Source organism: Ancylobacter gelatini, from assembly GCF_022601675.1.
GTDB classification, from domain to species: Bacteria; Pseudomonadota; Alphaproteobacteria; order Rhizobiales; family Xanthobacteraceae; genus Ancylobacter; species Ancylobacter gelatini.
Window position 1 is genome coordinate 360,166 of record NZ_JAKVIL010000002.1, and the last position, 13,136, is coordinate 373,301.

At 67.2% G+C, this 13,136-nt stretch carries 11 protein-coding genes; 5 read left to right on the top strand and 6 right to left on the bottom strand.

Annotated features, from left to right (window positions below):
* Positions 1-6 precede the first annotated feature (6 nt).
* The 3 genes from ctaD to MKI84_RS04930 form a co-directional block, all read right to left on the bottom strand.
* Positions 7-2,511: a cytochrome c oxidase subunit I gene (gene ctaD, locus MKI84_RS04920; RefSeq protein WP_241617008.1), complete on the bottom strand. Its 2,505-nt coding sequence runs from the start codon at positions 2,509-2,511 to the stop codon at positions 7-9.
* A complete protein-coding gene (gene coxB / locus MKI84_RS04925; protein ID WP_241617010.1) occupies positions 2,508-3,431 on the bottom strand; it encodes a cytochrome c oxidase subunit II in 924 nt (307 codons plus the stop codon). The genes ctaD and coxB overlap by 4 nt, the downstream gene beginning before the upstream one ends.
* 77 nt (positions 3,432-3,508) lie before the next feature.
* Positions 3,509-3,781, bottom strand: a complete 273-nt coding sequence (locus MKI84_RS04930; protein WP_241617012.1) for a hypothetical protein — start codon at positions 3,779-3,781, stop codon at positions 3,509-3,511.
* 407 nt (positions 3,782-4,188) lie between these two features.
* On the opposite strand from MKI84_RS04930, the gene ku (MKI84_RS04935) reads away from it, so the two are divergent.
* Genes ku (MKI84_RS04935) through MKI84_RS04945 form a run of 3 tightly spaced genes read left to right on the top strand, consistent with a single transcriptional unit; the run spans position 4,189 to position 8,120 of the window.
* Positions 4,189-5,064 carry a non-homologous end joining protein Ku gene (gene ku / locus MKI84_RS04935; RefSeq protein ID WP_241617014.1) on the top strand — a complete coding sequence of 292 codons (876 nt, stop codon included), beginning with the start codon at positions 4,189-4,191 and terminating at the stop codon, positions 5,062-5,064.
* 6 nt (positions 5,065-5,070) lie between these two features.
* Positions 5,071-7,581: a DNA ligase D gene (ligD, locus tag MKI84_RS04940; RefSeq protein WP_241617015.1), complete on the top strand. Its 2,511-nt coding sequence runs from the start codon at positions 5,071-5,073 to the stop codon at positions 7,579-7,581.
* Between the two features lie 2 nt (positions 7,582-7,583).
* Entirely contained in the window at positions 7,584-8,120 is a 537-nt protein-coding gene (locus MKI84_RS04945; protein WP_241617016.1) for an MgtC/SapB family protein, read from the top strand.
* Here MKI84_RS04945 and ku (MKI84_RS04950) read toward each other — a convergent pair whose 3' ends face one another.
* Positions 8,121-8,927, bottom strand: a complete 807-nt coding sequence (gene ku / locus MKI84_RS04950; RefSeq protein WP_241617018.1) for a non-homologous end joining protein Ku — start codon at positions 8,925-8,927, stop codon at positions 8,121-8,123.
* 203 nt (positions 8,928-9,130) lie between these two features.
* Between ku (MKI84_RS04950) and MKI84_RS04955 the strand changes: the two genes are divergently transcribed.
* Together MKI84_RS04955 and ureG are read left to right on the top strand one after the other, a co-directional pair.
* On the top strand, positions 9,131-10,513 hold the full coding sequence (locus MKI84_RS04955) for a PQQ-dependent sugar dehydrogenase (RefSeq protein WP_241617020.1): 1,383 nt from the start codon (positions 9,131-9,133) through the stop codon (positions 10,511-10,513).
* 308 nt (positions 10,514-10,821) lie between these two features.
* A complete protein-coding gene (gene ureG / locus MKI84_RS04960) occupies positions 10,822-11,472 on the top strand; it encodes an urease accessory protein UreG (RefSeq protein WP_241617022.1) in 651 nt (216 codons plus the stop codon).
* A gap of 191 nt (positions 11,473-11,663) precedes the next feature.
* On the opposite strand, the gene MKI84_RS04965 is transcribed toward ureG, so the two are convergent.
* Together MKI84_RS04965 and MKI84_RS04970 are read right to left on the bottom strand one after the other, a co-directional pair.
* Positions 11,664-12,158, bottom strand: coding sequence for a lipocalin-like domain-containing protein (locus tag MKI84_RS04965; RefSeq protein WP_241617024.1), 495 nt, complete (start codon positions 12,156-12,158; stop codon positions 11,664-11,666).
* Between the two features lie 52 nt (positions 12,159-12,210).
* Complete coding sequence (locus tag MKI84_RS04970) at positions 12,211-13,044, bottom strand: SDR family oxidoreductase (RefSeq protein WP_241617026.1); 834 nt, start codon at positions 13,042-13,044, stop codon at positions 12,211-12,213.
* Positions 13,045-13,136: the final 92 nt, after the last annotated feature.

Here is a 13,136-nt window from a genome sequence, read left to right on the forward strand (position 1 = left end):
GGCGCCTCACATCGCAAGCGGTGCGAGGGCGAGCACGGCGAGCGTGGTCGCCGCGGTGAGCGCCGCGAAGTGCCAGTACAGCACCACGTTGCGCAGATCGATGTCGTGGGTCGCTGTCAGCCGGCCGGCAAGGCTGCCGGCGAGGCAATAGCCCTGCATGAGCACGCCGACCGCCAGATGCACCGCCGTCCAGATCACGATCACCCATACGGTCGCGGGATAGACATGGGTGGTGGGCGCCAGCCCGGCCTGCCACGGCGACAGCACCAGCAGCGCGCCGCCGGCCAGCGCCAGCACCGCCGCGCCGGCGAGAGTGGCGCGGACCTGCTGCGGCCGGTCTGCCCCGTTCGCGCGGCGGGCGAGCAGCATCAGGCCCCATGAAGCCAGCGCGGCCATGCCGCCGGTCACCATCAGCGCGGTGTCGGGTGCGGGATCGCCCGCGGGCGGGAAGGCCGGATGGATGGTCCAGTAGTAGAAATAGGCGAAGATCAGGCTGAGGAAGGCGGTGCCATCACCGACCATGGTGATGAACATCGCCCACCAGCCGACCGAGGCGGAGCCGGAGGCATAGAGTGGCAGCGTCACACCCATGCCGGCATCGGTCTCCGGCTTCTCGGGAATCCGCGCCGTGCCGGTCCACAGCCACACCATGATCGCGGCGATGCCGAGTGCGCCGGACAGGGCGGCCGCGACCCACCAGTGGAAGGTGGTGGCGATGAAACTGCCGCCGATGAGAACCGCGGCTACCATCGGCTTGAAGCTGTTGCCGGGAACGCGCAGCACCTGCTGGGGCTCGGCATCCAGCACGCCGGTCACCAGCGTCTCACGTTTTCCTTCCGGCGCGCCGGGCAGGAAGAACCGGCCGGCATCGATATCCGCCATCAGGTTCTTCTGGTCCCAGAGCGGGTAGCGGCTGGTGACGGGCGGCACGGAACGGATACCCCAGGGCTCGGACGGATCGCCCGCCACCCATTCCAGCGTGCCCGCGTTCCACGGGTTGCGCGGCGCGCGCTCCTTGCCGGGGCGCAGCACGTCCCACACCAGCACGACGACGCCGGCCGCCATGGTGAAGGCGCCGAAGGTGGAGACGAGGTTCAGCTCGTCCCAGCCATGGTCGGCCGGATAGGTAAACACCCGGCGCGGCATGCCGCGAAGCCCGGTGATGTGCATCGGCAGGAAGGCGATGTTGAAGCCGGCGAACATCAGCCAGAACGACCAGCGTCCCAGCCGTGCGGAGAGCATTTTCCCCGTGACGAAGGGGTGGAAATAATACACCCCGGCGATCAGCGGGAAGAACATGCCGCCGATCAGCGTGTAGTGCAGGTGGGCGACCACGAAATAGCTGTCATGGGCCTGCCAGTCGAACGGCGCCAGCGCCACCATCACGCCGGTCAACCCACCGAAGACGAAGATGGCCAGCGCCCCGGTGGCGAACAGCATCGGGATCGAGAAGATCACCCTTCCCGCCAGCAGCGTCGCCACGAAGACGAAGATCTGCACGCCGGTGGGGATCGCCACCGCCTCGGAAGCCGCCGAGAAGAAGCCGATCGACAGCGACGGCAGGCCGATGGTGAACATGTGGTGCGCCCACAGCCCGAAGCTGAGGAAGCCGGTGCCCACCGCCGCCAGCACGATCCAGCCATAACCCAGGATCGGGCGCTGCGCGAAGGTCGGCACGATCATCGCGAGCAGCGCGATGGAGGGCAGGAAGATGATGTAGACCTCCGGGTGGCCGAAGATCCAGAACAGGTGCTGCCATAGCACCGGATCGCCGCCGCGCGCGGCATCGAAGAACGGCCAGTCGAACAGCCGCTGCATCTCGAACAGGATGTCGCCGGCGATCAGCGGCGGGAAGGCGAACAGGATCATGCCGCCCACGATCAGCACGTACCAGCAATAGAGCGGCATCATGTGGATGCGCATGCCGGGCGGCCGGCATTTCAGCACGCCGACGATCAGCTCCACCGCCGCCGCGATCGACGCGACCTCGATGAAGGAGAGGCCGAGCAGCCAGATGTCGGCGCCGATGCCGGTCTGGGTGGTGTCGGTGGCGAGCGGCGGGTACATGAACCAGCCGCTATCCGGCGCGGCATCAAAGAATATCGACCCGCCGACGAACACGCCGCCGATCAGGAAGCACCAGAAGCCGAAGGCGGACAGGCGCGGGAAAGGCAGGTCCCGCGCGGCCAGCATCTGCGGCAGGATGAGGATCGCCACCGCCTCGAAGATCGGGACGGCGAACAGGAACATCATCATCGTGCCGTGCAGCGTGTAGAGCTGGTTGTAGGTGCCGGCCGAGACCAGATCATTGTCGGGCACGGCAAGCTGGGTGCGCATGATGAGGGCGAGCACGCCAGCGAACAAAAAGAAGACGAACGCCGTGCCGGTATACCAGAGGCCGACGACCTGGTTGTTGCAGTTCGACAGGTAGCGCCAGCCTCGGGGGATTTCCCAGACCCGCCTGAGTTCGGCTTCCTGGCGGCGCCGGCGCTCGGTATCGTCCTCGCTCATCGCAGGCTCCCGAGATAGGCGGTGATGGCGTCGAGATCCTGCGGCGGGAGCATGCCGAAGGACGGCATGCGGGAGCCGGGCTTCACCTCCTCCGCTTCAGCGACGAAACGACGGAGGTTCTCGGGCGTGTTGGCGAAGAGGCCGGCGCCCAGCATCGCCCGGTCGGCAAGATGGGTCAGGTCGGGGCCGATGGTGCCCGTGGCCGGCGTGCCGCGCACGCTGTGGCACCCCCCGCAGCCATTGGCGAGAAAGGCTCCCTCGTCGGCGGCCGTAGCAGCCGGCGCCGCCTGACGCGCCAGCCATGCCTCGAACGCCGCCGGCTCCATGACGATCACCGTGAAGGCCATGAAGGTATGAGAGCGGCCGCAGAATTCGGCGCAGACGCCGCGATAGGTGCCGATGCGTTCGGGATGCAGCACCAGCCGGTTGGTTCGTCCGGGGATCATGTCGAGTTTGCCGGCCAGCGAGGGAATCCAGAAGGAATGGATGACATCGGCGCTGGTGAGCAGGATTTCGGCGGCGTGTCCGGCCGGCAGCCTCAGCTCATTCCCGCTCTCGATGGCCGCGCCGTCCGGACCCCGATAACTCACGCGCCACCAATATTGCTCGCCCGTCACCTCGACGGTCAGCGCCGGTTCACCCGCCCGCAGCGCCGGCATCAGACGCAGCCCGTAGGCGAGGAGCGCGGCGAGAACCAAGGTGGGCACGATGGCGCCGCCCCACAGCACCAGCCGGAGGCCGGCGCGCTCGCTGACCGGGCGTCCCTGCCAGCGGCTGGCGAACACCGCCGTGCCAATGACGGCGAGCCAGATGACCGCAGCCCCGACCAGCATCACCCAGAACAGCGTCGCGACCTCGCCGGCTTCCCGCCCGGCGGGGTCGAGAGCCGATTGGGTGCCCGAGCAGGCGCCAAGCATCATGCCGGCGCCCGCGAGCCCGGCGGTGCGGGGAAACGCCCGAAATCCGGGCCGGCTGCCGCGCATCGCGGGGCCGTGGGTCAAGGCAGACGGCTGAGAGGCACGCTGTCGTCGCTGTCGACGCCGTGATCGGTATCCTCGACACCCAGCATCGTGCTGGAGGCGCCGGGCACCACGATCACCACATCATAGCCGTCGCGAATGGCGTTGGACGCGGCCGAGACCGCGCTCTCGAATGCGGCTTCCTTGCTGGCATAGGCCATGCCGGCCCGCTCGTCGGTCTCGACCCGCCATTGCCCTTCGGTGCCGCGCAGGCGGTAGGTGACGGATCGTGTGGAGGTTTCGGTCTGCATCATGTCCTCCTGCCTCATGGGTCGGTGACGACGCGTCGCTCCGAGGTCCGCGAACGGAAGCGTCTACTGCAAACCGCCGGGCTCCGGCTTGGTTCCGAGAAGAACCGCGCCATGGCACCGCGCCGACACTCCCGGATTGGCGATCGGAGCCGATGCGATCCGGCGCCTCAGGGGATCGAGGGGCCGAGGCGCGGCCCTGCGGCCAGCAGCGCTTTGACCGCGGATCAGGGTCTGCGTCGGAGCGGCGCGGCGGCGCTCGCGCGCGTTTCGTCGTCAAGGGCGCGGCTCGATGGAACGGTATATGCGCCTGCGCGATTATCGCAGCGCCGGCGAGGCGGTCGGACGTTCCGCGGCCGGATATGCCGCGACCAGTGGCGGGCGACCATCTCGATGTTTCGGAGGGCGGAATGGCTCCGCGTGCGACCTGGAAAGGCTATCTCAAGCTCGGCGAGTTGGTGTGCGGCGTCGCGCTTCACACCGCCGTCTCCGCCAGCGAGCGCGTCAGCCTCTCCATGGTGAACCGGAAAACCGGCCATCGCCTGCTGCGCCGTTTCATCGACCCGGAAACCGGCGAGGAGGTGGAGCGCGAGGCGCAGGTGAAGGGCTACGAGGTCGGCTCCGACGACTACGTGGTGCTCGAACCGGACGAGGTCGCGGCAGCGGTCCCGGAGGGCGACAAGACGCTGCATGTCGACGCCTTCATCGCCTGCCGCGAGGTCGACGACCTGTATTTCGATCGCTCCTATTTCCTGCGTCCGGTCGACGAGGTGTCTCAGCCCACCTTCGCGGTGATCCGCGAGGGCATGCGCCGCGGCAAGGTCGCCGCCGTTGCGTCCGCCGTGCTGTTCCGCCGACCGCGCAGCCTGCTGATCCGCGCTTATGACGAGGGCATCGTCGCCACGACGCTCAACTATGATTACGAGGTCCGTTCAGCGGCGGAGGCGTTTGAGGACGTGCCCAGTATGACCATCAAGGGCGAGATGCTCGACCTTGCGCGGCACATCATCGAGACCAAATCCGGCACGTTCCAGCCCGAGACCTTCGACGACGCATATGACAATGCGCTGGCGGAACTGGTGCGCGCCAAGATCGAGGGCCGCAAGATCAAGCCTCCGAAGGAACCGGCGCGCGCCAAGGTGGTCGACCTGATGGATGTCCTGCGCCGCAGCGCGGGGCAGGGGGCGCCCGCGTCGAAGGACGGCGGCAAGGCCCGCCCGAGGACAGGTTCAAGGGCGGGCTCGAAGGGGCGCCGCAAGGCGGCTCCCGCGCGCAAGGCGGGGTAGCGCGCCATGCCGCTCGACCTGTACCGCCGCAAGCGCGACTTCTCCCGCACCTCCGAGCCCAGCGGCGAGACCGCCGGCGCCGCCGGCCATGCCTATCTCATCCAGAAACACGCCGCGCGGCGGCTTCACTATGACCTGCGGCTGGAAATGGACGGCGTGCTGAAAAGCTGGGCGGTCACGCGCGGCCCGAGCCTCGTGCCGGGCGAAAAACGCCTCGCGGTTCATGTCGAGGATCACCCGCTGGACTATGGCAGCTTCGAGGGCACGATCCCCAAGGGCCAGTATGGCGGCGGCACGGTGATGCTCTGGGACACCGGAAGCTGGACGCCGGTCGGCGATCCCCATCATGGCTATGAAAAGGGACATCTGGAGTTCGATCTGCACGGCGAGAAGCTCTCCGGACGCTGGCATCTGGTGCGCATGCAGCGGCGGCGTGGCGAGAAGGCCGACAACTGGCTGCTGATCAAGGGCGAGGATGACGCCGCGCGGCCGGAAGGCGGCGACGATATTCTCGACGAGCGGCCGGAGTCGGTGAAGACCGGGCGCTCACTGGACGAAATCGCGGCAGGCGCGCCCACGCGGACGGGCCCGACGCCCAAGCCCCGCAAACCGGTGGCGAAGACGGCGTCCGACGAGCCGATGCCGGATTTCGTGCCCCCGCAACTGGCGAGCCTTGCCCGCAAGGCTCCGGGTGGCAAGGGGTGGCTGCATGAGATCAAGTTCGACGGCTACCGCCTTCAGGCTCGCCTCGACTCCAAGGCCGCGCCGACATCGCGGGTCCGGCTGCTCACGCGTTCCGGGCTGGACTGGACCGGGCGCTTTGGCAAGGCTCTCGCCGAAGCGCTCGCGACACTCCCGGCCGAGACCGCGCTGATCGACGGCGAGGTGGTGGTCGAGGACGGAAACGGCGCCTCGAATTACTCCCTGCTCCAGCAGGACCTTGCCGAGGAGCGACGCGATCGCTTCGTTTTCTACCTGTTCGATCTGCTCTATCTCGACGGCCGCGACCTGCGCGGATTGCCGCTCAAGGCCCGCAAGGCCGAGCTGGTCCGGCTGGCCGAAAAGGCGGTGCCGCCGCTGCGGCTCAGCGAGCCGTTCGACGTGGATGGCGCCACCCTGCTGCGCCATGCCTGTCGGCTGAGCCTTGAAGGCTTGGTCTCGAAACGCGCCTCCGCACCCTATCGCTCCGGCCGCAACAAGGACTGGATCAAGTCGAAATGCGCGCTTCGGCAGGAATTCGTGATCGGCGGCTTCGTGCCCTCCACCGCGATAAAGGGCGCCATCGGCTCGCTGCTGCTTGGCGTCTATGAGGGCGGAAAACTGCGCCATGTCGGGCGCGTCGGCACCGGCTTCTCGCAGCGCGTGGCGCGCGATCTGCACCAGCGTCTCGACGCGCTTGAGCGCAAGACCAGTCCGTTCTCCGGCACGCTGTCCGCCGAGGAGCGGCGGGGTGCCCGCTTCGTTACTCCCGAACGGGTCGCGGAAGTCGAGTTCCGAGGCTGGACCGGCGACCAGCATGTGCGCCATGCCGCATTTCGCGGCCTGCGCGAGGACAAGCCGGCGCTGGAGATCGTCCGCGAGGACGTGGCCACGCAGGACGCCGTTCGGGCGCCGCGCAGCGATGTGAGGCTCACCCATCCCGACCGGCTGTACTGGCCGGAAGACGGCATCACCAAGCAGGGGCTGGTCGATTATTACGCCGAGGCGTGGCGCTTCATCGCGCCCTTCATCGTCGCCCGCCCGCTGGCGCTGCTGCGCTGCCCGGACGGCATCGCCAAGGCCTGCTTCTTCCAGAAACATGCCTGGCGCGGCATCAACCGCGCCATCAGGGTCCAGCGTGACGCCGATGGCGAGGAACTGCTGGCGGTGGAGGAATTCGACGGCCTCGTCGCCCTCGCGCAGGCCGGGGCACTGGAGATCCATCCGTGGGGCGCGCCGCTGGCGGATATCGACCGGCCGGACACGCTGATCTTCGACCTCGACCCCGGCGAGGACGTGTCATGGACGGATGTGGTCGCCGGGGCGCGCGAGGTGCGGGCGCGGCTTGAGGCGGTGGGGCTGCCCGCCTTCGTGAAGACCTCCGGCGGCAAGGGGCTCCATGTCGTGGTGCCGCTGGCGCCGAAGGCCGGCTGGGCAGAGGCCAAGGCTTTCGCCAAGGAGATCGCCAACGCCATGGCCGCCGACGCGCCGGAACGCTTCATCGCGGTGGCCACCAAGGCGCGGCGCAGGGGAAGGATTTTCATCGACTATTTGCGCAACGGGCGCGGCGCCACCGCGATTGCCGCCTACGGCACCCGTGCCCGGCCCGGAGCGGCGGTTTCCATGCCGGTCGGCTGGGAGGAACTCGACCAGATCTCCAGCGCCGCACAGTTCACCATCGATAATGCGCCGGTGCGCCTCGCCAATCTCGCCGCCGATCCCTGGGAGGGTTTTCGCGCGGCCGCGACGCCGCTGCCCGCCGCGCCGCGCCGGGAACGCAAACGTGGTCGCGCGGCGGCCGATGGCGCCGGGAGGTAACGATGTGGGACATTCTCTCGCCGGATGATCGCGAGGCGTTGCTGCGCCTGTGCGCGGCCGTCGCCTGCGGCATGCTGATCGGGATCAATCGCGACCTGCGCGGCAAGCCCACCGGCATGCGCACGCTCGGTCTGGTCTGCATGGGCGCGGCGCTGATTTCGCTCACCGCGATGCGGGTCGATGGCATTGCCGGCCATCCGGACGCCACCAGCCGCGTGGTGCAGGGCATCGTGCAGGGCGTGATGACCGGCATCGGCTTTCTCGGCGCCGGCGTCGTGCTGCGCAACCATCGCGCGCTCGAAGTGCACGGCCTGACTACAGCCGCCACGGTCTGGGTGACGGCGGCGCTCGGGGTCGCCTGCGCCATCGCGTCCTGGCACCTCATCGTTCTGGCGCTGCTGGTCACGCTGATCCTGCTCGCGCTCGCCTTGCCGCTTGAGCGGCTGGTCGAGGGCTATGGCGAGGATGCGGGCCCGCGTCTGAACGGGCATCGGCCGGCCGATGCCGAGACATCGCAGGACAGCGAGCCTCCCCGGTGATCAGCGGCGCGGGCGCGCCGGCTTTTCTTCCGCCGCAAGGCTCTTCTTCAGCGCGTCCATAATGTTCACGACGTTGGTCGGCTCGTCCTTCGCGGCCCGCTTGCGCGTCGGGGGCGGCCGTTTCTTCTTCTTGGCCTCGATGAGTTTGCGCAGATTGGCCTGCATCGGGTCCCGGACCAGTTCGTCGTCCCATTTGCGGGTGCGCTTCTCGATCAACTGGCCGATCATCTTCAGCAGCGCCGGATCGGCCGCGCCGTCGATCTCCTCGAAATAGCGCTCGGCCGGGCGCACCTCGTCGGCATAATGCAGGGTCCACAGCACAATGCCGCGTCCGCGCGGCTCCAGCATCACCGGCCGCTCGCGCCGATAGAGCACGAGGCGCGACAGCCCTACCGTCCCGGTCGCGGCCATGGCCTCCCGGATCACCGCGAACGCCTCTTCGCCCACCGGATCGTTCGGCGTCAGGAAATGCGGCGTGTCGTACCACAGCCACCCGACACTATCGGCGGGGACGAAACTTTCGATCTCGATGGTGCGCGTGCTTTTCAGCGCCACCGCGCGCAGATCGTCGTCCTCCAGCACGACAAAGCTGCCGGTCTCCTTCTCATAGCCGCGCGCCTGATCGTCGTCCTCGACCTTCCGGCCGGTTTCGGCGTCGACATACACCGCCTCGACCCGATTTCCGGTTGCCTTGTTGAGCGTGTGGAAACGGATCTTTTCGGCCTCGCTCGTTGCCGGGGCCATCGCCACCGGGCAGGTGACGAGCGACAGCTTCAGATATCCCTTCCAGAAACTGCGCGCGGCCATGGCCCGGCCCTTCCTCTCGTTGCGTTCGGCGTTCTGGAACAATCGGCGCGGCGCCGGCGTGTTCCCTCGGCACCGAGAAATCGACGAACCATCCGGCGGGCCGCGCGTTCACCCACTGTCATCGCTTTTGAGCATCGCACTGCCGCCCACGGGGCCGGAACGCCGGTCCGCGTGGCCCTACCTCCCTGCGGAAGGAAACTGCCATGTCGATCTGTTCACGGCACCGATCCCGCTGCTGGTTCGCCTTGCCCTGCGCCCTGCTGCTCTCCGTATCGCTTGCCGGCTGCGACCGAGCCCCGGAATTGCCCGAGAATGCGGGCTATGGCCCCGACCCGCAACTCCCTGAGCCGGCACCTTCCTGGATTCCTACGCTGAAGATCGCGAAAGCGGTCGGCTGGCCGGAGGGCGCCAGCCCGAAGCCGGCGGCGGGCATGCAGGTGACGGCGTTCGCCTCCGGCCTGGCCCATCCGCGCTGGCTCTACGAACTGCCGAACGGCGACATCCTCGTGGCCGAGTCCGACGCGCCGCCGAAGCCTGAGGACGCCTCGGGCGGGGTGCGCGGCTGGGTGCAGGGACTGTTCATGAAGCGTGCCGGCTCCCGCACCGAAAGTGCCAATCGCATCACGCTGCTGCGCGATGCCGACAATGACGGCGTGGCCGAGACCCGGAGCGCCTTTCTGGAGCAACTGAACTCGCCGTTCGGGATGGCGTTGATCGGCGACCGTCTCTATGTCGCCAATGCCGATGCGATCATGAGCTTTCCCTATGAGGAAGGGGCGACCCGCATCACGGCCGAGGGCGTGAAGCTCACCGATCTGCCGGCGGGGCGCAACCATCACTGGACCAAGAGCCTGCTCGCCAGCCCCGACGGGACCAAGCTTTATGTCGGCGTCGGCTCCAATTCCAATGTCGGCGAGAACGGCATGGAAGAAGAGGAGAACCGCGCCGCCGTGCTGGAAGTGGACGTGGCGAGCGGTGCCTCGCGCGTCTTCGCCTCGGGTCTGCGCAATCCGGTCGGCATCGACTGGAACCCCGCGAACGGCGAATTGTGGGTCTCGGTGAATGAGCGCGACGAGATCGGCGACGATCTGGTGCCGGACTACATGACCTCGGTGAAGGAGGGCGGCTTCTATGGCTGGCCCTATTCCTATTACGGCCAGCATGTCGACACGCGCATCGAGCCGCAGCGGCCGGAACTCGTGGCGAAGGCGATCAGGCCGGACTATGCGCTGGGATCGCACAGCGCTTCGCTGGGCCTGACCTTCGTCAACGGCACGGGCCTTGGCGAGCGCTTCGAGAATGGCGCGGTTATCGGCCAGCACGGCTCCTGGAACCGCAGCCGCCCGGTCGGCTATCGCGTGATCTTCGTGCCGTTTGCCGACGGCCGCCCCGCCGGGCCGCCCGAGGTGCTGCTTGGGGGCTTCCTGAACGCGGATGGCGAAGCGCAGGGGCGTCCGGTCGGTGTCCGGGTGGACCAGCACGGCGGCCTCCTGGTGGCCGATGACGTCGGCAATGTGGTCTGGCGGGTCAGTCCTGTCGAGGCGCGCTCGTCCCTTCCCGGCGACACGGGCGGCGAAGGGGGCTGAGATGGCCGCCGATCGCCGAGGATGAGGCCGCGGTGAGGCGCCGACGCGGGGCGGACGTCGGTGCCGGTGCCGATCTTGCGCGCTCAGATCTTTACGGCGATAGTCACCGGGCTCAGAGCGACGGTTGAAGCCCTAGCGGAGTACATTCCTATTTCAGAGCGCCTCCCGTGGTCACGCTCATGCGCATGGCGGCCGAGCCGTGGCGGTTGATGTGACGAGCCTCATGTCGAAGCCATCACCCTCGTTGGCTTCCGTCGCGTGAGATGCCCCGCAGGCCGGCGCCCGCTAAGTCGAAGGCAGTTATACCAATGACATCCAGGAACGGCCCCCTCCGCGTCGGCATTGGCGGCCCTGTCGGCTCGGGCAAGACGGCGCTGACGGAAAAGCTCTGCAAGGCGATGCGCGATCACTACTCCCTCGCGGTCGTCACCAATGACATCTACACCAAGGAGGACGCCATGATGCTGGCGCGCCTCCAGGCGTTGCCGGAGGACCGCATCGTCGGCGTCGAAACCGGCGGCTGCCCGCACACCGCCATTCGCGAGGATGCCTCGATCAATCTGCAGGCCATTGCCGAGATCAGTCGGCGGATTCCGGATCTGGATGTCGTCTTCATCGAATCCGGCGGCGACAATCTGGCGGCAACCTTCTCGCCAGACCTCGCGGACCTGACGCTCTACGTCATCTCCGTCTGCCAGGGCGAGGAAATCCCCCGCAAAGGCGGGCCGGGCATTACCCGGTCGGACTTTCTGATCATCAACAAGACCGACCTCGCGCCTTACGTGAATGTCGATCTTGGCGTGATGCAGAAAGACGCCGCACGGATGCGCGGGGCGCGCCCCTTCGGTTTCACCGATGTCTCGCGCGGTCGGGGGGTCGACAGCGTCGTCGATTTCATCGTCACGCAGGGCGGGCTGCTTGAACGCCGCTCCCCCGATATGTCCACGGCCAAGGCGTGAGGATGGCCGTCCCCCCGATGCCGCCTCATCCAATCTCAGCTCACGATTGAGCCCGACACCCTCCAACGCCGACCGAGGGGCTCATTGAGCCGAAAGGTCGGCGTCGTTTGAGCGCCGCTTTTTCCGGCCTCCGGGCGGCACGGGAGCTTTGCTTTCCTTGCGTGGGCACGCCGCCGCTTTCCGGTCAGGCCTCATTTGACGCGCTGCCATTCGATCCTGATTTCGGTGCCTTCCGGTCGCCGAAAGTTCTCGGTCATCCGGTCGTCGGCGACGATCAGCGTGAGATCATCACGGGTCCGAACGCTGCCAATCCAGTTCGGAAATGTCGCCCCTTCCACGCGATTTCCGCTGAATTCGCCCTTCCCATCGACGGTGTAGGTGCCGAAGAACCCGATATTTCGTGACATCGCCATGCGATTTTCGTCATCGGTTCCCTCGCCGCGCGCGTTGGACGCAAATCGCGGAACGTCGGCGTCGGTCAGAACTTCGACGAAATGCATGTCGGGCGTGAAGACGAGAAGACCATTGGGTTTCTCGCCATAGGCGGGGATGTTCTTTCCGCCGGGGTCGATCGTCGCCGAAATCATCCGCCAGGTGCCCACGATCTGGTTAGGTGCGGCGGGCTGCGCCATGGCGGAAGACGAGATGCTGAAGGCGAGAGCCAATATAATGGGCCGAATAGACATGGAGTTTCCTTTCCTCTTCATGAGGCTGCTGTGTCCAAACCGCTGCCACGGCTCACGGATTCTGCCGGTCCGCGGAATGGGCCACGTCCCGCTGCGCCTCAAGGGCGGACAGGCGTGCGGAAAGCGCCTGTGAGATCGAGGAATAGGCCGTGCTGCCCAGCGTCAGTCGCAAGGGCGGGCTCTTGCTCCCGGCGGCCGAGATGATGGCGGCCACGGTGCGCGCCGCATCGCCCTTGATTTCGAAACTTCCGTCGCCGATCGCGCGGCGAACAGTGCCGGCAGGTGTTTCCTCGTAGGCAGCCAAGGGTTCGGCTCGGTCGAGGTTGGCGCCGAAATTCGTGGCCGTCGGACCCGGCTGGGCTATGATGACGTCGATGCCGAAAGGTGCCACCTCCTGCGCGACGGCTTCGACGAAGCCCTCGATGCCCCATTTGGTCGCGTGATAGAGGCTGAAGCCCGGATAGGCGATCTGGCCGCCTTCGGACGACACCTGGACGATCCGTCCGCCGCCCTGCCTGCGAAGAAAGGGTAGTGCGGTACGGATCAGATGAATGGACCCGGCAAGGTTGATGGCGATCTGCCGGTCGATCTGCGCCTTGCTCAGTTCTTCCGCCGCTCCGAACAGGCCATAGCCCGCATTGCTGACGATCACGTCTATCCGTTCGTGTCGCCCGAAAGCTTTCTCGACAGCCGGGGCAATGCTGTCCGGCGCCATCAGATCGAGTTCAATGACCTCGAGGCGCGCCGGGTGATCCTGCACCAGCTTTGCCAGGGCCTCCGGACGGCGGGCTGTCGCGATCACTGTGTGACCTTCGGCAAGCAGTTGCTGCGCCATCTCAAGGCCGAGGCCCGAGGTGGCGCCGGTAATGAACCATGTCTTCGGCATAGGAACCTCCGTCTGAACATCCTGCGATGTAGAGGGCGGAGATTGGTGATATAAGGCTCTCAAAATGGGATGAGCTGGTGAGGAAAGATCAC

Coding starts and splice junctions, on each gene's coding strand:
- ctaD (WP_241617008.1), bottom strand. CDS start 2,511: ATGAGCGAGGACGATACCGAGCGCCGGCGCCGCCAGGAAGCCGAACTC.
- coxB (WP_241617010.1), bottom strand. CDS start 3,431: ATGATGCTTGGCGCCTGCTCGGGCACCCAATCGGCTCTCGACCCCGCC.
- MKI84_RS04930 (WP_241617012.1), bottom strand. CDS start 3,781: ATGCAGACCGAAACCTCCACACGATCCGTCACCTACCGCCTGCGCGGC.
- ku (WP_241617014.1), top strand. CDS start 4,189: ATGGCTCCGCGTGCGACCTGGAAAGGCTATCTCAAGCTCGGCGAGTTG.
- ligD (WP_241617015.1), top strand. CDS start 5,071: ATGCCGCTCGACCTGTACCGCCGCAAGCGCGACTTCTCCCGCACCTCC.
- MKI84_RS04945 (WP_241617016.1), top strand. CDS start 7,584: ATGTGGGACATTCTCTCGCCGGATGATCGCGAGGCGTTGCTGCGCCTG.
- ku (WP_241617018.1), bottom strand. CDS start 8,927: ATGGCCGCGCGCAGTTTCTGGAAGGGATATCTGAAGCTGTCGCTCGTC.
- MKI84_RS04955 (WP_241617020.1), top strand. CDS start 9,131: ATGTCGATCTGTTCACGGCACCGATCCCGCTGCTGGTTCGCCTTGCCC.
- ureG (WP_241617022.1), top strand. CDS start 10,822: ATGACATCCAGGAACGGCCCCCTCCGCGTCGGCATTGGCGGCCCTGTC.
- MKI84_RS04965 (WP_241617024.1), bottom strand. CDS start 12,158: ATGTCTATTCGGCCCATTATATTGGCTCTCGCCTTCAGCATCTCGTCT.
- MKI84_RS04970 (WP_241617026.1), bottom strand. CDS start 13,044: ATGCCGAAGACATGGTTCATTACCGGCGCCACCTCGGGCCTCGGCCTT.